The organism is Sphingobium sp. TomTYG72, from assembly GCF_055394715.1.
In genome coordinates this window covers 392765-411072 of record NZ_AP027336.1, presented here as the reverse complement: position 1 = coordinate 411072, position 18308 = coordinate 392765, and the positions used below count along the sequence as shown (strand labels likewise).

The window sequence follows — 18308 nt, the reverse complement described above, 5'->3', positions numbered from 1 at the left end:
AGGCGAAAACTTTGTTTATGCGTGGGTCATGGCAAGCGATCGCATGATGCAGGCTATCGGCGCACTGGAGCGCGCGGTAAGTCGGCTGGAACAGGATGTGCAGGGTCTCGCGGTCGCGGGTCCGGCCTCTTCCGCCTCCCCCGGCATGGACCCGGCCGCCGCGCGCGCGGCGCTCCGCTCGCTCGATGAACTGATCGCCGATCTTAAAGGGGACTCGCGTGGCTGAAACCAACCTTCAGATCGCCGGGCGTCATTATGCGATCCGATGCCGCGATGGCGAGGAGGCGCATCTTGCCCATCTCGCCAGCCTGATCGAACGCAAGGCACGCCTTGCGCAGCAGAACACGCCGGGCCTTACCGAAGTGCGCACCCTGCTGTTCGCCGCTCTCTTCCTGGCCGACGAACTCAATGACCTGAAGCGAGAAGCGATCGGCCGCCAGCAGAGCCTGGCCCTCGATGGCGACGATGACGCGGCTGCCCGCGCGATCGAGGCGCTCGCCGCCCGGATAGAAAAGCTGAGCGACAGGCTTGCCGCACCGCAGCCGGACGCCTAGATAAGGGACGACGGGTACTGCCTCGTACGAGCTTTAGCGAACATCCCTGAGGCGATAATCACATCCAAGGGGGCTGTCCCTGGGCGGGTCCAGGCCCGATCTACATGGTCCCCACCTGACGTTGAGGCGTCAGAGGATATTCCAGCAAACGGCCAAGGCGGTCCCGTCACCCTCCTCGTTCTCCAAGCGCCATTCGTTTCGAGCAAAGCCTGTCCTGAGCTTCGGAGGGTTGAGAAACCGGTTTCCAGCCCCCTCCTCCGGGTCTAAACGCGGCCCCATGAGCGAAGACCTCGACAAGAGCGCCCTGCGCACCCTCGCCCGGACACGCCGCCGCGCCTTCGTGCAATCGCTCGATCCGCTGGCGCACCGGCTCGCCTTCAAGGCGCTCCCCTCTCCCCTCGCCCGCCGCCTCGATGATGCGCGGACCGTGGCCCTCTACATGGGCCTCGACGACGAAGCCCCCGCCCAACGCCTCGCCCCGCAACTCGCAGGGCTGGGCAAGACCCTCGCCCTGCCCCGCGTCATCGACCGGCTCGGCAGCATGGAATTCCTCGCCTGGACGCCGGAGGATCAGCTTCATCCCGGCCTCTACGGCACGCATCATCCCGAACCCAGCGGCCCGCCCGTCGCGCCGGACGTCATCATCGCCCCGCTGCTCGGCTTCGACCGTGCGATGAACCGGCTGGGGCAAGGCGGCGGCTATTATGACCGCGCCTTCGCCCGCCATCCCGACGCGCTGCGGATCGGCCTCGCCTGGTCGGTGCAGGAACAGGACGCCCTGCCCGCCGACCCGTGGGACCTGCCGCTCCACATCATCCTCACCGAAGTTGAACTGATCGAAGGACCCGACGCGTGAACCGCCAACCCGCTCCCTACGAACCCAGCTGGCGCAAGCCTGTGGGCGTACTCGCCATTGTCGGGCTCATCACACTTTGGGCAATCCTCATCGGCAGCCTGTCGGGGCTCATCGGCAGCCTGCCCATGATCGTGCAAGTGCCGGTCTATGCCTTCCTCGGCATCATCTGGATCTGGGTCCTGCCCCTGAAGCGCCTGCTCGCCTGGATGGAGACAGGACGCTGGCGGCGCGGCTGAGGCGCGTCCGTTCGCGCGGCCAAGGCGTCCAACTCCGCCGCTAGTAGCGCCCAACTCCGTCATCCCAGCGCATGCTGGGATGTAGATTCACGTTTGAAGTGCAACATTTGGATTGAAGCGTGAGAATGCCTCTGCGGGAGTAAGGAAGTCGAGGCATTTTCTTGGCGTATGATTGTATCGCTGTACGGCGGCGAGGATATCATCGGGGGTGATGGCATCGAGGTTGGTTTTGCGCGGCAGGCTGCGGCGGAGGCGTCCGATGGCATTTTCGACGCCGCCTTTTTGCCAGGGTGATCGGACATCGCAGAAGAAGGTCTGGATGCCGATCTGGCTTGCGAGCTGGTGATGCCGGGCGAACTCGGGTCCATTGTCAAAGGCGATGGAGCGTCGGAGGGTTTGGGGCAGGTCGGCCAGCATGTCCGCCAGATGGTCTGCGGTTCTGCGGGCCTTTCGATCCTGTGGCCGGTGGATGATCGTGAACCGGGAGGCGCGTTCATGGGCGACGAGGATGGCCTGGCCATAGCAGGCAAACAGCATGAAATCGGCTTCCCAATGGCCTGGGCTTTGCCGATCATCGGCGTCGGGCGGGCGCTCGGTCAAGGGGCGGCGATGCTTGATGATGTCGAGCATGCTCCCGCCGGTAGGGACAGGGTGACCGCGCCTGTGCCGGGCGCGTGGCAGCAGGCGATGCCAGTAATCCTTCTGTGCCGAACGGTGATAGATGAAGCGGTAGATTGACTCAGGGCTGATGAGGGTGCGACCATGTTCGCGCGTCAATCGGCCTGCGATCTGCTCGGGGGACCATCCCATCGCAAGGCCGTCCCTCACAAGGCCGCGCAGGTCCGGTTGGCGTTCCAGCTTGAAGCGGCAATCCCATCGGCGCCTGCGTTCGGCAAGCTGCTGGGCGCGGACAGGCTCATAGCCACCGGGCCAGACCTTGGTTCGCACGCTGTTGCGCCGCAGTTCGCGGCTGATCGTAGCCGGTGCCCGCCCGAGATGCGCCGCTATGGCTCTTTGCGATTTACCGCCTGCATGCAGGCGGTAAATCTCGATCCGCTCCTCAAGGCTGAGCTGGCCATATCTCTGTCCCATCGCAACAACACCCCTAGCAGGTGTTGCACTTGTTCCGTGAACTCAGCGGATCTCGTGAGGCTAGGCCGCACGCAAGGGCCTGAAATGCCAGCTTCCGCTGGCATGACACTCATCAAATTATTGTAAATTTTTGGCCCTTAAGGACCATCCACTCTTCCAAAAGAGTGGCGCGAGTGACGGGGCTCGAACCCGCGACCTCCGGCGTGACAGGCCGGCGCTCTAACCAACTGAGCTACACCCGCGTTCGGTGTGGGCGGGCATCTATGCGGGACCGCCGGACCTGTCAACCGGCTCTTTCGCCACTTTCTTCTTTCTCGTCATTTTCTTCGCGCAACGCCACCGTCAGCGTCCCCCGCTCGAACAGGAAACCAGCGATATCCGGTGTTCCAGCAGCCGCCACTACGGTCTGTATGATGATCAGCAACGGCACGCCCAGCAGCGCGCCCGGCGTCCCCCACACCCATCCCCAGAAAGTCAGCGACACCAGAATCAGCAGCGGGTTCATCGTCAACCGCCGCCCCAGCACCATCGGCGTGATCACATTCGCCTCCACCAGGTGAAAGCCGATCTGCGTCACCGCAGGCGCCAGCGCCCGCCACACATCGTCAAACACCATGAGGCCGCCCAGCGCCAACAAAGCCGCAGCCAACATCGGCCCAAAATAGGGCACGAAATTCAAGAGCGCGACGATCCCGCCCCACATCAGCGGCGAAGGCATGCCGATCAGCCACAGCGCAAACGCTACCGCCAGCCCAAGGCACAGGTTGATCGTCGCGATCGTCAGCACATAGGCGGATGTCGCATCGACCACATTCTGGATCACCCGCGCCACCGCCATCGCGCCGTCGAAGCTGCCCCGGCTGTTGATCGTCCGCCGCCGCAACCGCGTCCAACCGGCAAGGAAAAAATAGATGATGAGCAGCGCGAACACCATCTGGATGATCGCCGAAGGCGCCGATGTCGCGGCGAACTGCAACAGCGATCGTGGCGCATCCACCGCCGCCGTCTGCGCCGCCGCCACCGGCCCCGTCGCGAGCATCTGCACCGTCTCGTCAACGAAATGCTGCAACTGGGAATAAAAGTCGATCAGCGGCGCCAGATTGTCCTGAATCTTGGGCAAACGCTGTGGCAGCAGCCTGAACCAGTCGGTCGCCGGCACGACGATCAGCACCAGCGCGGTGTTCGCCACCACCAGGAACGCAATCACCGCCGCCAGCGCCGCCACGGCGGAAGGCACCCGCCGCCGCTCCATCCATTCGAGAAACGGCACCAGCGCAATGGCGATCACCACCGCCGCCGTCAGTGGCAGAAAAAACTCCGCCCCCTCACGCAAGGCAAAGGGCAAGGCAAGGAGCAGCCCAACGCCCGTCGTCAGCGCGATGGACGCCAGCAGCCGATCCCGCCGCCGGTTGATCTCCAGCTGTTCATGAGGTGTCACTGAATGATCGATCCTGCCCGCATGTCGACAATGTGTACGGGCAGCAACAGCCCGTCAATTTCATTCATCGGCCCGGACATGACTAAGGCTCATTAACCAAATTTTCGCTCCCCCTGTCCTAAGCAATAACGAAACAGGGATGGGGCTTTGAACGGATGATGCGTAAACTGGCGCTGCTGGGCATGGCGGGATGGGCACTGCTGTCCGCACCCTCGCTGGCCCGCACGAACCTGCGCATGGAAACGCAAATGTTCGTGGAGCGCGTCCATACCGATATCAACGGCCGAGCCCGCCGCACCCTCGCCAGCGCCAGCCGCGCAGCACCGGGCGCCCAGCTTCTTTTCGTCATCAACTGGCGCAACGAAGGCCGCCAGCCGGTACAGGGCATCGCCCTCACCAACGCGGTGCCTCGCGGCACCTTCCTCACCGCGCCCGATCCATCGATGCAAGTATCGGTGGACGGCGGTCAACGCTGGGGTCGTCTGGACGAGCTTTGGCTGCCCACCCCGCTGGGCGGCGTCCGCAGGGCCGTTCCCGCCGACATCACCCATATACGCTGGACCAGTCCCACGCGCCTGTCGCCGGGCGAGACTGCGCGCCTGAGCTACCGGGCGACAATGCGGTGACCAAATCCCCTCTCCCCTTCAGGGGAGAGGGTGGCGAGCGCAGCGAAGCCGGGAGAGGGGACTGTACTGAGCAAGTGTTGCTCCCCTCTCCCCAGCCTCGCAGGAAGTCGCGTGCCTTCCTGCGACCCCTGAAGGGGAGAGGGCGCAGCCATTCACTCCACGAACAACAGAACCGGCGTCTCCAGCAACCGCTTCACCGCCTGCACAAAATTCGCCGCGTCCCAGCCATCCACCACACGATGGTCGCAACTGATCGACAGGTTCATGAGCTTCGCCGCCACAACCTCCCGTCCTCGAAACACCGGCCGCTCGATCACCCGATTAGGCCCGATAATCGCCACCTCCGGCCGGTTGATGACCGGCGTAGTCGCCACCCCGCCCAGCGGCCCCAGCGACGTCAGCGTCAAAGTCGATCCGGAGAGCTCCTCCACTTTCGCCTTGCCCGATCGCGCGGCTTCGGCAAGCCGCCTGATCTCGCCCGCCAACTGCCAGATATTCCGGTCCTGCGCGTCCCGGATCACCGGCACCATCAACCCCGCGTCCGTCTGCGTAGCGATCCCCAAATGCAACGCGCCGAACCGCGTCACCACACCCGCTTCGTCATCATAGCGGGCGTTCAGCATCGGAAAGTCCGGCAGCGCCCGGCAAATCGCCACGATCAACAGCGGCAACATCGTCAGCTTCGGCCGATCGCCACGCTCATCATTCAACTGCGCGCGCATCCGTTCCAGTTCGGTGACGTCGATCTCTTCCACATAGGAAAAATGCGGGATATGCCGCTTGGACGCCGCCATATTCTCCGCGATGCGGCGGCGCAGGCCGATGACCTTCACCACCTCATCCTCGCGCCGCGCATGCTGTCCGGCGGGCCGATAGCCCTGCCCCGCGCCGTAGAGGAGGAAAGCGTCGAGGTCCGAATGGCGGATGTGATCGCCGGTCGGCTTCACTTGGGACAGGTCTATCCCGAGTTCCTTGGCGCGAGCACGAACGGCGGGGGAGGCAAGCACCTTCTTTCCCGCCTTCTCCTCCGAGAAAGACGCCTTCTGCCCCCTCTCCCCTTCAGGGGAGAGGGCTGGGGAGAGGGGCTGTGACGCGGACGTTTCGCCTAGCTCCCCCTCTCCCAACCCTCTCCCCTGAAGGGGAGAGGGTTCTTTGAGATTTCCTTCCGGAGAAGCTCGTTCAGCCCGCTCAACCGACGAAACAATCCCGTTCACCGACGAACCCGCTACCTCACGTCCTTCCGGTGTATCGGCTTCAATCTCCCCCTCAACCTCAATCTCCACCAACATCGCCCCGATCGCGACCTGCTCACCCGCTTCCCCTGCCAGCCGCGTCACCACCCCCGCGACCGGGCTCTCCATCTCGACCGTAGCCTTATCAGTCATCATGTCGGCGATAGGCTGGTCTTCCTCCACCCGGTCGCCGACCTTCACATGCCAGCCGACAATCTCCGCCTCGGAAATGCCTTCGCCAATGTCGGGCAGCCTGAACGTGAACAGGGGCATCGCTCAATCCCTCATGATCTTGTTGATCGCTTCCCTGATCCGCACCGGCCCGGGAAAATAGGCCCATTCCAGACTGTGCGGATAAGGCGTGTCGAATCCCGTCACCCGTTCGATCGGCGCTTCCAGATGATAGAAGCACCGCTCCTGCACCAGGGCGGAAAGCTCCGCGCCAAAACCGCTGGTCCGCGTCGCCTCATGCACGATCAGGCAGCGGCCAGTCTTCTTCACCGACTGCTCGATCGCCTCGATATCCAGCGGCACCAGCGTGCGCAGATCGATGATCTCAGCATCCACGCCCATCTCCGTGACGGTGCTCTCGATCACATGCTCCATCGTGCCGTAGCAGAGGATGGTCAGCGCCTCGCCCTCCCGCACCGTGCGCGCCTGCCCCAGCGGCACGCGATAATAGCCCTCCGGCACCATCGCGCCCGGATGCCCCGCCCAACTCTTCGCAGGCCGGTCATAATGGCCATCGAACGGCCCATTATAGATGCGCTTGGGCTCGAAGAAGATCACCGGATCATTATCCTCGATCGCCGCGATCAGCAGCCCCTTTGCGTCATAGGGGGTCGACGGGATGACCGTCTTGATCCCCGAAACATGGGTAAAGATGCCCTCGGGCGACTGGCTGTGCGTCTGCCCCCCAAAAATACCCCCGCCAAAGGGCGACCGCACCGTCATCGGCGAGATGAACTCCCCCGCCGACCGATAACGCAGCCGCGCCGCCTCGCTCACCAACTGGTCAAGCGCGGGATAGATATAGTCGGCAAACTGGATTTCCGGCACCGGCCGCAACCCATAGGCGCCCATGCCCACTGCGACGCCGATGATCCCGGTCTCGGTAATCGGCGTGTCGAACACCCGATTCTTGCCAAATTTCTTCTGCAACCCCGCCGTCGCCCGGAAAACGCCGCCAAAATAGCCGACATCCTCCCCCATCACGACGACATCGGGATCACGCTCCATCATCACGTCGAGAGCGCTGTTGACCGCCTGGATCATACTCATCTGGCGGGTGTCAGTCATTCCCCTCGCCCCTTCAGGGGAGAGGGTTGCGCAGACTTGGCGGCTCTGCCGCCTAGTCGAAGCTGGGAGAGGGGAACTCCGCCCTCTCCCCCCTCTCCAACCTCCGCTAGCCAGCGAGCTGGCAAGCTACGGTATCCTCTCCCCCGAAGGGGCGAGGAAAATTGCTTTACCCCCCTCACAACCCAGCCGCCTTCGCTTCATCCAGCATCTGCCGCTGCTGCTCCCGCAAGTGCCAGGGCATCTCCTCGAACACATCCTCGAACATGCTCTCCATCGGCTGATGGAGCCCATGTCCCAAAATCCCGTTCTTCTCCGATTCCTTCGCAGCCTCACGCACTTGCTCGGCCAGTTCCTTGTCCATCGCCGCGTGCCGTTCCTCGTCCCAGATGCCGATCGCGATACAATGCTGCTTCAACCGCGCGATCGGGTCGCCGAGCGGCCAGTGACTCCCCTCGTCCGCCGACCGGTAGGCGCTCGGATCATCGGACGTGCTGTGCCCCTCGGTCCGGTAAGTGAAATGCTCGATCAGCGTCGGCCCATGGTTGGCCCGCGCCCGGTCCGCTGCCCAGCGCGTCGCGGCATAGACCGCCAGCGCGTCATTGCCGTCGATCCGCAGCCCCGCGATGCCATAGCCGATCGCCCGCGCCGCAAAGGTCGTCGCCTCCGCTCCCGCAAAGCCGGAAAAGCTGCTGATCGCCCACTGGTTGTTGACCACGTTCAGGATCACCGGCGCGCGGTAGACGCTGGCAAAGGTGCAGGCGGAATGGAAATCCCCTTCCGCTGTCGAACCTTCCCCGCACCATGTCGCCGCGATCCGCGTGTCGCCCCGCGCCGCGCTCGCCATGGCCCAGCCCACCGCCTGCGGATATTGGGTGGCAAGATTACCGGAGATCGAGAAGAACCCCGCCTCCCGCGCCGAATACATGATCGGCAGCTGCCGCCCTTTCAGCCGGTCGCCCTTGTTTGAATAAATCTGGTTCATCATGTCGACCAGCGGCCAGCCACGCGCGATCAATATCCCCTGCTGGCGGTAGCTGGGAAAGCACATGTCGTCACTCGCCAGCGCCGCCGCCGCGCCGATCGACACCGCCTCCTCGCCGGTCGATTTCATGTAAAAGCTGGTCTTGCCCTGCCGCTGCGCGCGGAACATGCGCCCGTCGAAAGCGCGGGTCAGCGCCATGCCGCGCAGCATGCGGAGCAGCATCTCGGGTGGCAGTTTCGGGTCCCACGGCCCCACCGCGCGCCCTTCCTCATCCAGCACGCGGACAAGATCATAGGCCATTTCCCGCATCGTGCCCGCGTCCGCGGCCTCATCGGGCCTGCGCGAGGTTCCCGCGGGAGGAATGTCGAAATGACTGAAATCGGCTTCATCGCCCGGCCGAAATTGAGGTTCCGGCACATGCAACTGCAATGGCGGCAGGTTCCGGCCGCCCGCCGAAAGCTGCTCTCCGGCACCCCGGCCGCCTTGAGTCCCGGCCTTTCCAGCGCCCGAACCGTTCCGGTCGCCCATCCTGCCTCCTACTCGCATTTGCAATATTATTGCTTGATGCAATTATTATATTACAACGCTCCCGAAAAGCAAGAGTTCCGTCTTTTCGCTATTTCCTTCTCGACTTCAAACCGCCACCGGCGCCGCAATGTGGCTCTGCGGCGCATAATCCACCACCTCGAAATCCTCGATCCGATAATCGAAAATGCTCTCCGGCCGCCTCTTTATCCTGAGCTTCGGCGCCCCTCCCGGCGTCCGGCTGATCTGCTCCTCAACCAGTGCAGCATGGTTCAAGTAAAGATGCACATCCCCACCGTGCCAGACGATTTCCCCCGGCTCCAGATCGCATTGCTGCGCCAGCATCCGCGTAATCATCGACAGCCCGAAGATGTTGAACGCGAACCCAAGGCCAAGGTCACAACTGCGCTGGAACAGCAGCCCGTTGAGCCGCCCGTTCGCCACTTGGAATTGATAGGTCATATGGCAAGGCGGCAGAGCCATCTGCGCCACTTCCGCAACATTCCACCCGGTAAAAAGCAGGCGCCGCGATCCCGGGTTGTTCCTGATCCCCTGGACCAGTTCAGCAATCTGGTTGTGCCCCCTCTCCGCCCGCCGGAAGAGCCCGTCACCGACTGCTTCATAGCGCGGCCAGTTCACCCACTGCGCCCCATAGACCGGCCCCAGATCGCCCCACCGTCCCGCAAAGGCCGCATCCTCGACGATCCGCGCCTCAAAATCGTCCCGGCTGATGTCCTCGCCCGTAGCCTTGCGATAGGCATCCAGCGGCCAGTCGGTCCAGATATGCACCCCTTGACGCACCAGTTCACGGATATTGGTGTCGCCCGTCAGGAACCAAAGCATCTCCCGCGCGGCCACTTTCCAGTAAACACGCTTAGTCGTCAGCAATGGCACCGCATCATCGGCCAGCGAAAAACGCATGCTCGCGCCCAGCAGAGATCGCGTGCCCACTCCCGTCCGGTCGATCCGCTCGTCCCCGTCCGTCCAGATACGGCGCATCAGGTCCAGATATTGCTGTTCGTAATGCGCTTCGGCCGGAGTGACGGTACTGATCAACGGGGGTTCTTTCCTGCTGCGACGATTCCAAAATCGCCGCCCCGCTTTAGCCGAGCGAAGAGCCGCTAGCCAATCTTGCTTTCGCTTCGGATCATTCTACCTGCCTTCCCCTCCACAGTGGAGACAGTTGGCCGTGATTGCCGGTCGGCACGGCAGCATCCTGTCGCGATGACTATAACCGCAAACATGCAATTCCTGCTCTTGGACGATGATTGGCGCCCGTTGCACCGCGTGGATGGCAATGAAGATTGGCGTTGCATCGTGCGGGAACTGCTGCTGCGCGATAGCCACTGGCTGACAATCGAACAGCAGCGCCCCGACCAGCGATCCCCCTATCCATGTTGGAGCGACATTCGCCTTTCACGGACCGTTGCTCGCCGCTTCCGGCCTATGGAGGTCAAGCTCGCCGATCATATAATTCGGGGCACTGCGGACCAGTTCAGCTTTCGCGCGGCGGGCCTATTATGACCATGTCAAAAAAAGCACCCCCAGCCGCTTGCCAGCCCGAAAAGCCCCCTCTATAGACCCCGCCTGCCCAGCGGCGTTGCAAGCAATGCCGCTATCGGTCGGGGAGTAGCTCAGCCTGGTAGAGCACTGTCTTCGGGAGGCAGGGGCCGGAGGTTCGAATCCTCTCTCCCCGACCAATTTCTTTTCATATCAAAAGCCATAGAGGCGTCAGCCGCGCAACATGCGCCGCAGCCGACCACCCGTAGTTTTTTGCTGCATCCTGGCAGCACATAAAAAAGGGCGCGTTTCCGCGCCCTTTTATCATATGAGCTTTGCAGCGCCCGTCATGCTTCTCCAAACACGCGGCGGAAGATCGTGTCCACCTGCTTGAAGTGATAGCCGAGGTCGAATTTCTCTTCGATCTGCTCAGCGGTAAGAGCTGCGGATACCTCCGGATCGGCCTTCAGCAGTTCGAGAAGCGAAAGCTGGCCATCCGATTCCCAGACCTTCATCGCGTTGCGCTGGACATAGCGATAGCTGTCTTCGCGCGAGACGCCAGCCTGCGTCAGCGCCAGCAAGACCCGCTGCGAATGAACAAGACCGCCCATCTTGTCGAGGTTCTTCATCATGCGCTCGGGATAAACGAGCAGCTTGTCGATGACGCCGGTCATACGACCCAGGGCAAAGTCGAGCGTGATGGTGGCGTCAGGACCGATATAGCGTTCGACCGACGAATGGCTGATGTCGCGCTCATGCCACAAAGCGACATTTTCCATCGCGGGCAGCGCATAGCTGCGCACCATGCGCGCAAGGCCGGTCAGATTTTCAGTCAGAACCGGATTGCGCTTGTGCGGCATTGCCGAACTGCCCTTCTGGCCGGGTGAGAAATACTCCTCCGCCTCCAGCACTTCGGTGCGTTGCAGATGCCGGACCTCGACGGCAAGGCGCTCGATCGAGCTTGCGATAACGCCCAGGGTGGCAAAGAACATCGCATGGCGATCACGGGGAATGACCTGGGTCGAAACAGGTTCGACCGCCAGGCCCAGCTTGGCCGCGACATGTTCTTCGACACGCGGGTCGATATTCGCGAATGTGCCTACCGCGCCAGAAACAGCACAGGTCGCGATTTCTTCTCGTGCAGCGACAAGGCGGGTCCGGCACCGGCTGAACTCGGCATAGGCCTCAGCCATCTTGAGACCGAAAGTGACCGGCTCGGCATGGATGCCGTGACTGCGTCCGATCGTCGGCGTCAATTTATGCTCAAACGCACGGCGCTTGATGACATCGAGCAGCTGATCCAGATCCTCGATCAGGATGTCAGCCGCACGGGAAAGCTGCACGGCAAGGCAGGTGTCCAGCACGTCAGAAGAGGTCATGCCCTGATGCATGAAGCGCGCTTCGTCGCCGACCTGCTCAGCAACCCAGGTCAGGAAGGCGATGACGTCATGCTTGGTAACGGCCTCGATGGCGTCGATCGCTGGCACATCTATGGCCGGGTTGGTTGCCCACCAATCCCACAGCGCCTTGGCAGCTGATTTGGGCACCACACCCAATTCACCGAGTGCTTCGGTGGCGTGCGCCTCGATCTCGAACCAAATGCGAAATCGAGCCTCGGGCTCCCAGAGAGCTGTCATTTTCGGGCGGGCGTAGCGCGGGACCATCGAACGAATCCTGATTGCTGATAAAAGTTCGCGCGCCGCCTAGCAGTCCAGCCATTCAAGGGCAAATCGCGTCCTCATTTGAGTTCGCGCGTCCGTACCGGCAACTTCTTACCCCGAATATCGCAGCGTTCAAGGACGGGATGAGCCAGTTTCGCAGGCGAATTGCCGACGCTGAATGGATATTCAGGAAACGCAGTCGTCACTTATGTATTCATGGGTCAAGCTATCGAGCAACTGACCTGCTCGACAGCTGCCGAGGGAGAAAGTGATGTTACGCGGCCTCATATTTTCATTTGCGCTGTCTGCCGCCGTTCCGGCCATCGGACAGGTTGGCTCTGTGCCCGGTAGCCCACAGACAAGTGCGAGCACATCTCCTCAAAGCCCGGCGGCAACACAGACAGATACCGTTGCATCCATCGTCGATAGCGAATTCCCGGCCTATGATGCCAATGGAGACGGTCAACTCGACAAGGCCGAGTTTTCGCGTTGGATGGTTGCGCTCAAGGATCAGGAGATGAAAAACAGCGGTGAAAAACTATCCGCCGCTGACGTCACAACTTGGGCTGATGGCGCATTCAAGACAGCTGATGCGGACAAAAGCACGTCCGTGAGCAAGCCCGAACTCATCGCCTATCTGAGCCGCGGCGCCGCGTAATCTCCGCGCCGCTATTATCGAGGCTGACGAGAACCCGGTCTATGGGTCACAGCATGGGGCGGCGTGGAGCGAAGGCCATGCCGCCTCCCTTTTAGGCCGTACCAATCAGCCGCGTTTTTTATTCGTATATAGAAGGGCGGCAACGATAGCGGCCGATCCTATGCCGACTGCGGTGCCCATCCACACGCCTCGGCCCGCTGTCTTTCGTGCAGCCGTTGCCAGATCGGGCTTTGCTTCTGTTGCCTGTTCGGGGGCGCCCGCGTCGGGCGCGTCTTTGTCGGACTTGGTCATGGTGAATCGGCTTATGCAACAAGGTCGCGCCGGAGAAAAGATAGCTGTCAGATATCAGTTCAATAATCGGGCAGCGTCTGCCGCGCTTCTCCCCATCCCCGCATCTCTCGTGACGCCGCGCGGGTGATCAATTCATCCACGTCCGCGATAGTGAAAGCGCCCGGCCGATCAATATCCTCCAGTTCCTTCCAGTTGACGGGCACCGCCACCGGAGCATTCTCACGCGCCCTGACGACATAGGGAAGCACCGCCGTAGCCCCCCGCTGATTGCGCAGCCAATCGATGAATATCCGGCCCTTCCTCTTGGCCTTGCTCATCGTTGCCGTGAAACGATCGGGTTCGGCGGCGGCGAGCGCTCTTGCGAAGCGGTCTGCAAAATCCTTGACCTGCGGCCATTCGGCTTCGGGCGTAAGCGGGACAACCACATGCACGCCCTTCCCACCGGATAACATGGGAAAGCTGGTGAGCCCTATGTCCTCAAGCGTGCGGCGAATGTCGCGGGCAGCCTTCTTAACATCTTCAAAGTCGAGGCCTTCGTCCGGATCGAGGTCGAAGATCAGCCGGTCAGGCTTTTCGACATCCTCCACCCGGGAACCCCAGCCATGGAATTCAATCGTGCCCATCTGGACGCAAGCTATCAGCCCATCAATGTCGTCCACATAAAGATAGTCCTGCTCGTCACCGTCCTTCTCGCGAATGGGGACGTGCTTCACATGGTCACCAAAACTGCCGCTGTCATGCTTCTGGAAAAAGCATTTCTTCGCCCGTCCCTGTGGGCAGCGCACCAGGCTTATCGGGCGATGTGCTATCCAGGGCAGCATGATCGCCCCGGCCGCTTCATAATAGTCAGCCAACTGCCCCTTCGTCACCTTCGCTTCCGGAAAGATCAGCCGGTCACGATTTGAGACATGAACGTCGCTTTCCTGTTCAGGCACAGCCATCACCTTCTCCCGAGCTACTTCGCCCGCCTTCTTGTCCTCGCGTAGGCCAAGGAAACTCCCGTGACGCACGACATTGTCGCTCGTGAACTCGGCGAAGGCGATTTCGGCGACCAGGTCAGGGCGCACCCATTTAGCACCCCGAGTTTCGCTGCGTGGTACGTTCAAGGCAGGGGATTGGCGGGCACGTGTTTTCAGTTGGCGAAGCAGTCGATCACTGTTCCGCGCATTGAAACCCGTGCCGACCTTGCCCGCGTAGACGAGTCCCTGATCATCATTCTGCGCCAGAAGGATGTTACGGATCGCGCGCCCGCTTGCGGAACTGGGAGTCCATCCAACAATCACAAATTCCTGCCGACGGGTGCATTTGACCTTGAGCCAGTTCTTCGTTCGGGCGCCCCGATAAGGAGCATCCGCTCGTTTGCAGATTATTCCTTCCTGTCCGGCCTCGCACATCGTCCGGAACAGCTTTTCGCCAGCGCCGATAACATGGTCGGAAAAATGCACATGCGCGCTACCCTGACCCAGCAGAGCCGCGAGCTTTTCCTTACGCGCGACGTTGGGCTGCCATGTCAGATCCTCTCCTTCCAGTGAAAGAAGATCGAAGGCGAAGAGGTGGAGGGCACCTTGACCCTCGCCCTTCAACACCTGCTGCAATGTTGAAAAGTCCGGGTTTCCATCGACCCCGAGTGCGACGATTTCTCCATCTATCAGCATGGGTGGAAGGTTCATGCCGCCAATTTCCTTCGCTAGTGGGGCGAAGCGGTCAGTCCAGTCGAGACCAGTGCGCGTGAACAGCTGAACATGACTGCCAGAAACGCTGATCAGGCTGCGATAACCGTCATATTTGATTTCATGCAGCCAACCATTGCCCGTGGGAACGGCATCGACCAGCGTCGCTAGCTGCGGCGCCTGAAATGGCGGTGCTTTTTCCTGTCGGCGCTCGGCGGGAGGCTGAACCGGCGTCGCCCTCTTCGCTTGGTCCATGGCGGCATCGAAAGCCTTTCCGCGCTTGCCCTTTAGCGAGATCGCTGGCGCGTTGGCGGCAATCTCGCCCATGGTCCTGCCACTCTTGATGCTGGTCAGTTCCCGCCCCACGAGATCCTCGGCAGGGCCAGCATAAGCATCGTCGATCTTGCGGAGCAGCCAATTCTCCCTCTTTCCTTCGCCGGGCCGGGGCTTCAGGCGGATCAGAAGCCACTCCCCCTTCATGCGCTTGCCGTGAAGGACGAAGTGAAGATGGCCCTCCGCCAGGTCCTTCGCACTTTTCCCTGGCACGGGTTCCCAGCTGCCCTCATCCCACAGCATCACGGTCCCGCCGCCATATTCTCCCTTCGGGATCGTGCCTTCAAAGCTCGCATAGGATAGCGGATGATCTTCCGTGCGAACGGCAAGCCGCTTGTCGGCGGGATCGAGGCTGGGGCCGCGTGTCACCGCCCAGCTTTTCAGGACGCCATCCACTTCCAGCCGGAAATCATAATGCAGACGCGTCGCGTCATGCTTCTGGACGATGAAGCTATTGCCGCTTGTGCGTTTCCGTTTTCCCGCCGGTTCCTTCGTTCGGGTAAAGTCGCGCTTGCGATTATATTCCTTCAGAGGGTCGGCTTCGGCCATATGTCATGCCCGCTTGCGCGTGGTAGCCTTGGTGCTGGCGGTGCGCCGCGCAGCCGGTTTCTTGGCGGGCGCGCGTTTCGCCCCGGTATCGACGGATTTCTTCAGCGCCGCCATCAAATCGATAACGTTGCCGCTGCACTTGACCGGAGCCTCATCCTCGTCCTCGATGATGCGGCGGCCCTTGGCCTTCTTCTTCTTTTCGATCAGCCGCTCAAGCGCATCGACATAACGGTCGTGGAAGCTGTCGGGTTTGAAAGGCGCCGTTTTCTTTTCAATGAGCGCTTCGGCAAGGTCGAGCAGTTCCGGATCGGGCTTCACATCCTCAATTTCGCGAAAGTAGGACTGGGCGCGATTGACCTCATCGGCATAGCGAAGCGTCTCCAGCACCATGCCGCGACCACAAGGCTTTAAGGAAACGATATATTCCCGGCCGCGCATCGCGAGTTGACCCAGCCCGACTTTCTTCGCCCGCCGCAATGCCTCGCGCAGGACGATGAACGCTTCTTCGGCAAGATCATCTGCGGGCACGACATAATAGGGCCGCTCATAATAGAGAACGTCGATCTCGTCAGCGTCCACAAATTGCGTCAGTTCGAGCGTCTTCTTGCTGTCCAGCTTGACCGCATCAATCTCCTCGGGCTGAAGCAGGACATAGTCGCCCTTGCTGACTTCATAGCCCTTCACGATGTCCTCTGGCTTGACAGGACCAAGGCCGGGAACGGTCTTTTCGTAGCGGACGCGCTTGCCGCTTGGCTCATGAATCTGGTGGAAGGCAATCTGGGCGCCGGACTTGGTGGCCGCATAGATTTCGACGGGAATGGACACAAGGGCCAGCCTGATTTGCCCCTGCCAATATGCGCGCGCCGCCATGTCCTGAACCTCCTTGCCGCAAGGAAAATGCGCAGGCGGGCACAAGGGTTCCGGCATGCAAAAGAGCGGCTAATGCTCCACGGTGGCGAGCAAATCCGACGAGGCGCTTCCGAACTACGCCGAAATGGCCTAAGCTGGTTCGATTATCAGCTAGAGGACATGCCGAATGCAATTCCTGCGGACTGCCTTCTGGGTTGTCTTGGCCGTCGCGATTGCCTTGTTCTGCAAGGCGAACAACCGGCCTACCGAAATCAAGATATGGGGCGACATCGTGTGGGAAACGCGTATCTGGTTCCCCATACTCGTCGCCTTCCTGGTGGGCGCCGTTCCCTTCTGGATCATGGCCCGCACCACGCGTTGGCGGATGAAGAGGAAGCTGGAAAGCACCGAGCGGGCGCTGATCGCGGCAACCGCCACGGCTGGCCCCACCTTGCCGCCTGCCAGCAACGCCGACGACCTTTCCATTTCTTCTCCTTCCCTACCCGCTACAGGAACAGCATGAGCAGCCCAATTTACGTCGCGATTGATACACCCGACCTCACCAAGGCCCAGGATCTGGCCCGGCGTGTGCGCGGACATGTAGGCGGGTTGAAACTGGGGCTCGAATTCTTTTGCGCACACGGCCATCATGGCGTGCGGGAAATGATGAAATTCGATCTGCCGATCTTTCTTGACCTGAAGCTGCACGACATCCCGAATACGGTCGCAAAGGCCGTTCAGGCGCTCCATGGCCTCGAACCAGCGATCCTCACCGTCCATGCGGCGGGCGGGCGCGCCATGTTGGAGGATGCAAAAGCAGCTGCGGGCGTCAATACAAAGGTCGTCGCGGTAACCGTGCTCACCAGCCTGGATAATAGCGACCTTGTGGATATCGGGGTTGGCGGCAAGGCTGAAGATCAGGTGACACGGCTTGCCGACTTGGCGCGGAGTGCCGGACTGGACGGCATCGTCTGTTCCGGGGAAGAAGTTGCGCTAGCCAAACGTGCCTGGCCCGATGGCTTTTTCGTGGTGCCGGGCGTTCGGCCGCAAGGGGGCGCCATGGGTGATCAGAAGCGCGCCGTCACACCAAGAGAAGCATTGGACAGGGGTGCGTCCATCCTTGTCGTGGGACGGCCAATCAGCCTGGCGGAAAACCCGGACATGGCCGCACGGGAAATCGAAGCGACATTATAGCAGGAAGACGTGATAGGAGGATCAGCCGCGGCTGATCCTCCTGCCCCGTCAGAAGCGCCAGCCTACGCTGGCCACGACCTGATGACGATCCGTATCGATGTCGAATTCGCTGCTCGTCGCGCCATTCATGAAGTCAATGTGCGCGCTGTCATATTTTGAGTAGCGATATTCCAGCTTTCCGAACATATTTTCGTTGAAGGCGCGTTCAACGCCGCCACCTATGCGCCAGCCATCGAGCTTGAAGGCGGTGTCGGTGGTTTCGTCGGTATCGCCTGCAAGCACGTTCAGCTTGGTATTGGTGTAGCCACCCTTCACATAGACGAGAGTGTTCGGGCTTGCGAGGATACCCGCACGTGCGCCGATATACAGGTCACGGCCCTGGCTCACCCGGCCGAAACCAAACTGGCTGGTAAAGGGATTCCTGTTGCTCTTGGAAGTCGAATCCGTGAATTCGCCCTCAACACCCACGACAGCGCCACCCAGATTGAAATCGTAGCCCGCGCCTACGCCATAAAGCAGACCGTCGATCGACTGGTCATCTTCACCATTGTCATTGTCCACGCTGCTGCCTGCGCCGGTATGATCATAGCCCAAAATGGCTTCGACCCTTGGCCCGGTGAAAGTGGCACCGGCATCCTGTGCCAGGGCAGGAGAGGCTACGGCCGATCCAGCCAGCAGGGTTGCGACCATTATTTTCCGCATAGGATACTCCATTGTCACTCACCTCCTTGAGGAGGAAGTGGTGGAAGTCCCACGGACAGGC

20 protein-coding genes, 2 tRNA genes and 1 other RNA gene are annotated in these 18308 nt (G+C 61.4%); 11 read left to right on the top strand and 12 right to left on the bottom strand.

Going from position 1 to position 18308, the window contains the following annotated elements:
* Positions 1-28 precede the first annotated feature (28 nt).
* From ACZ5U1_RS02220 to ACZ5U1_RS02200, 5 genes are all read left to right on the top strand, one after another.
* Positions 29-226, top strand: coding sequence for a hypothetical protein (locus tag ACZ5U1_RS02220; RefSeq protein ID WP_464779184.1), 198 nt, complete (start codon positions 29-31; stop codon positions 224-226).
* Positions 219-554, top strand: coding sequence for a cell division protein ZapA (locus ACZ5U1_RS02215; RefSeq protein ID WP_464779183.1), 336 nt, complete (start codon positions 219-221; stop codon positions 552-554). Before ACZ5U1_RS02220 ends, ACZ5U1_RS02215 begins: the two co-directional genes overlap by 8 nt.
* A gap of 11 nt (positions 555-565) precedes the next feature.
* A non-coding RNA gene (ssrS, locus tag ACZ5U1_RS02210) (6S RNA) lies at positions 566-722 on the top strand.
* Between the two features lie 109 nt (positions 723-831).
* On the top strand, positions 832-1410 hold the full coding sequence (locus ACZ5U1_RS02205) for a 5-formyltetrahydrofolate cyclo-ligase (RefSeq protein WP_464779182.1): 579 nt from the start codon (positions 832-834) through the stop codon (positions 1408-1410).
* Positions 1407-1646, top strand: a complete 240-nt coding sequence (locus ACZ5U1_RS02200; RefSeq protein WP_464779181.1) for a DUF2842 domain-containing protein — start codon at positions 1407-1409, stop codon at positions 1644-1646. Before ACZ5U1_RS02205 ends, ACZ5U1_RS02200 begins: the two co-directional genes overlap by 4 nt.
* A gap of 87 nt (positions 1647-1733) precedes the next feature.
* Here the strand turns inward: ACZ5U1_RS02200 and ACZ5U1_RS02195 are convergent, their stop codons facing one another.
* The 3 genes from ACZ5U1_RS02195 to ACZ5U1_RS02185 all read right to left on the bottom strand — a co-directional run bounded on the left by ACZ5U1_RS02195 (position 1734) and on the right by ACZ5U1_RS02185 (position 4176).
* On the bottom strand, positions 1734-2738 hold the full coding sequence (locus ACZ5U1_RS02195; protein ID WP_464779180.1) for an IS30 family transposase: 1005 nt from the start codon (positions 2736-2738) through the stop codon (positions 1734-1736).
* Positions 2739-2903: 165 nt separating this feature from the next.
* A tRNA-Asp gene (locus ACZ5U1_RS02190) sits at positions 2904-2980 on the bottom strand.
* Positions 2981-3021: 41 nt separating this feature from the next.
* Positions 3022-4176 (bottom strand): AI-2E family transporter, encoded by a 1155-nt coding sequence (locus ACZ5U1_RS02185; protein ID WP_464779179.1) that lies wholly within the window; start codon positions 4174-4176, stop codon positions 3022-3024.
* Positions 4177-4331: 155 nt separating this feature from the next.
* Between ACZ5U1_RS02185 and ACZ5U1_RS02180 the strand changes: the two genes are divergently transcribed.
* Positions 4332-4802, top strand: coding sequence for a hypothetical protein (locus ACZ5U1_RS02180; RefSeq protein ID WP_464779178.1), 471 nt, complete (start codon positions 4332-4334; stop codon positions 4800-4802).
* A 152-nt stretch (positions 4803-4954) separates the two neighbouring features.
* Here ACZ5U1_RS02180 and ACZ5U1_RS02175 read toward each other — a convergent pair whose 3' ends face one another.
* From ACZ5U1_RS02175 to thyA, 4 genes are all read right to left on the bottom strand, one after another.
* Positions 4955-6307 (bottom strand): dihydrolipoamide acetyltransferase family protein, encoded by a 1353-nt coding sequence (locus ACZ5U1_RS02175; protein WP_464779177.1) that lies wholly within the window; start codon positions 6305-6307, stop codon positions 4955-4957.
* 3 nt (positions 6308-6310) lie between these two features.
* Positions 6311-7315 carry an alpha-ketoacid dehydrogenase subunit beta gene (locus ACZ5U1_RS02170; RefSeq protein ID WP_464779941.1) on the bottom strand — a complete coding sequence of 335 codons (1005 nt, stop codon included), beginning with the start codon at positions 7313-7315 and terminating at the stop codon, positions 6311-6313.
* 193 nt (positions 7316-7508) lie between these two features.
* Positions 7509-8843, bottom strand: coding sequence for a thiamine pyrophosphate-dependent enzyme (locus ACZ5U1_RS02165; RefSeq protein WP_464779176.1), 1335 nt, complete (start codon positions 8841-8843; stop codon positions 7509-7511).
* Positions 8844-8948: 105 nt separating this feature from the next.
* Entirely contained in the window at positions 8949-9839 is an 891-nt protein-coding gene (thyA, locus tag ACZ5U1_RS02160; RefSeq protein WP_464779940.1) for a thymidylate synthase, read from the bottom strand.
* Positions 9840-10064: 225 nt separating this feature from the next.
* On the opposite strand from thyA, the gene ACZ5U1_RS02155 reads away from it, so the two are divergent.
* Both ACZ5U1_RS02155 and ACZ5U1_RS02150 read left to right on the top strand, forming a co-directional pair.
* Positions 10065-10364, top strand: coding sequence for a JAB domain-containing protein (locus ACZ5U1_RS02155; RefSeq protein WP_464779175.1), 300 nt, complete (start codon positions 10065-10067; stop codon positions 10362-10364).
* Positions 10365-10463: 99 nt separating this feature from the next.
* Positions 10464-10540: transfer RNA gene (locus ACZ5U1_RS02150), tRNA-Pro, on the top strand.
* 147 nt (positions 10541-10687) lie between these two features.
* Here the strand turns inward: ACZ5U1_RS02150 and purB are convergent.
* On the bottom strand, positions 10688-12004 hold the full coding sequence (gene purB / locus ACZ5U1_RS02145) for an adenylosuccinate lyase (protein WP_464779174.1): 1317 nt from the start codon (positions 12002-12004) through the stop codon (positions 10688-10690).
* 268 nt (positions 12005-12272) lie between these two features.
* Here purB and ACZ5U1_RS02140 point away from each other — a divergent pair, with 268 nt between their 5' ends.
* Complete coding sequence (locus tag ACZ5U1_RS02140; RefSeq protein WP_464779173.1) at positions 12273-12659, top strand: EF-hand domain-containing protein; 387 nt, start codon at positions 12273-12275, stop codon at positions 12657-12659.
* A gap of 105 nt (positions 12660-12764) precedes the next feature.
* Here the strand turns inward: ACZ5U1_RS02140 and ACZ5U1_RS02135 are convergent, their stop codons facing one another.
* Genes ACZ5U1_RS02135 through ku form a run of 3 tightly spaced genes read right to left on the bottom strand, consistent with a single transcriptional unit; the run spans position 12765 to position 16372 of the window.
* On the bottom strand, positions 12765-12950 hold the full coding sequence (locus ACZ5U1_RS02135; protein ID WP_449471522.1) for a hypothetical protein: 186 nt from the start codon (positions 12948-12950) through the stop codon (positions 12765-12767).
* Between the two features lie 59 nt (positions 12951-13009).
* Positions 13010-15502 carry a DNA ligase D gene (gene ligD / locus ACZ5U1_RS02130; protein WP_464779172.1) on the bottom strand — a complete coding sequence of 831 codons (2493 nt, stop codon included), beginning with the start codon at positions 15500-15502 and terminating at the stop codon, positions 13010-13012.
* A 3-nt stretch (positions 15503-15505) separates the two neighbouring features.
* Positions 15506-16372, bottom strand: a complete 867-nt coding sequence (gene ku / locus ACZ5U1_RS02125) for a non-homologous end joining protein Ku (RefSeq protein WP_464779171.1) — start codon at positions 16370-16372, stop codon at positions 15506-15508.
* A gap of 166 nt (positions 16373-16538) precedes the next feature.
* On the opposite strand from ku, the gene ACZ5U1_RS02120 reads away from it, so the two are divergent.
* Together ACZ5U1_RS02120 and pyrF are read left to right on the top strand one after the other, a co-directional pair.
* Positions 16539-16874: a hypothetical protein gene (locus ACZ5U1_RS02120; RefSeq protein ID WP_464779170.1), complete on the top strand. Its 336-nt coding sequence runs from the start codon at positions 16539-16541 to the stop codon at positions 16872-16874.
* Complete coding sequence (gene pyrF, locus ACZ5U1_RS02115) at positions 16871-17545, top strand: orotidine-5'-phosphate decarboxylase (protein ID WP_464779169.1); 675 nt, start codon at positions 16871-16873, stop codon at positions 17543-17545. The genes ACZ5U1_RS02120 and pyrF overlap by 4 nt, the downstream gene beginning before the upstream one ends.
* A gap of 48 nt (positions 17546-17593) precedes the next feature.
* Here the strand turns inward: pyrF and ACZ5U1_RS02110 are convergent, their stop codons facing one another.
* Entirely contained in the window at positions 17594-18247 is a 654-nt protein-coding gene (locus ACZ5U1_RS02110; RefSeq protein WP_464779168.1) for an outer membrane protein, read from the bottom strand.
* Between the last annotated feature and the right edge of the window lie 61 nt (positions 18248-18308).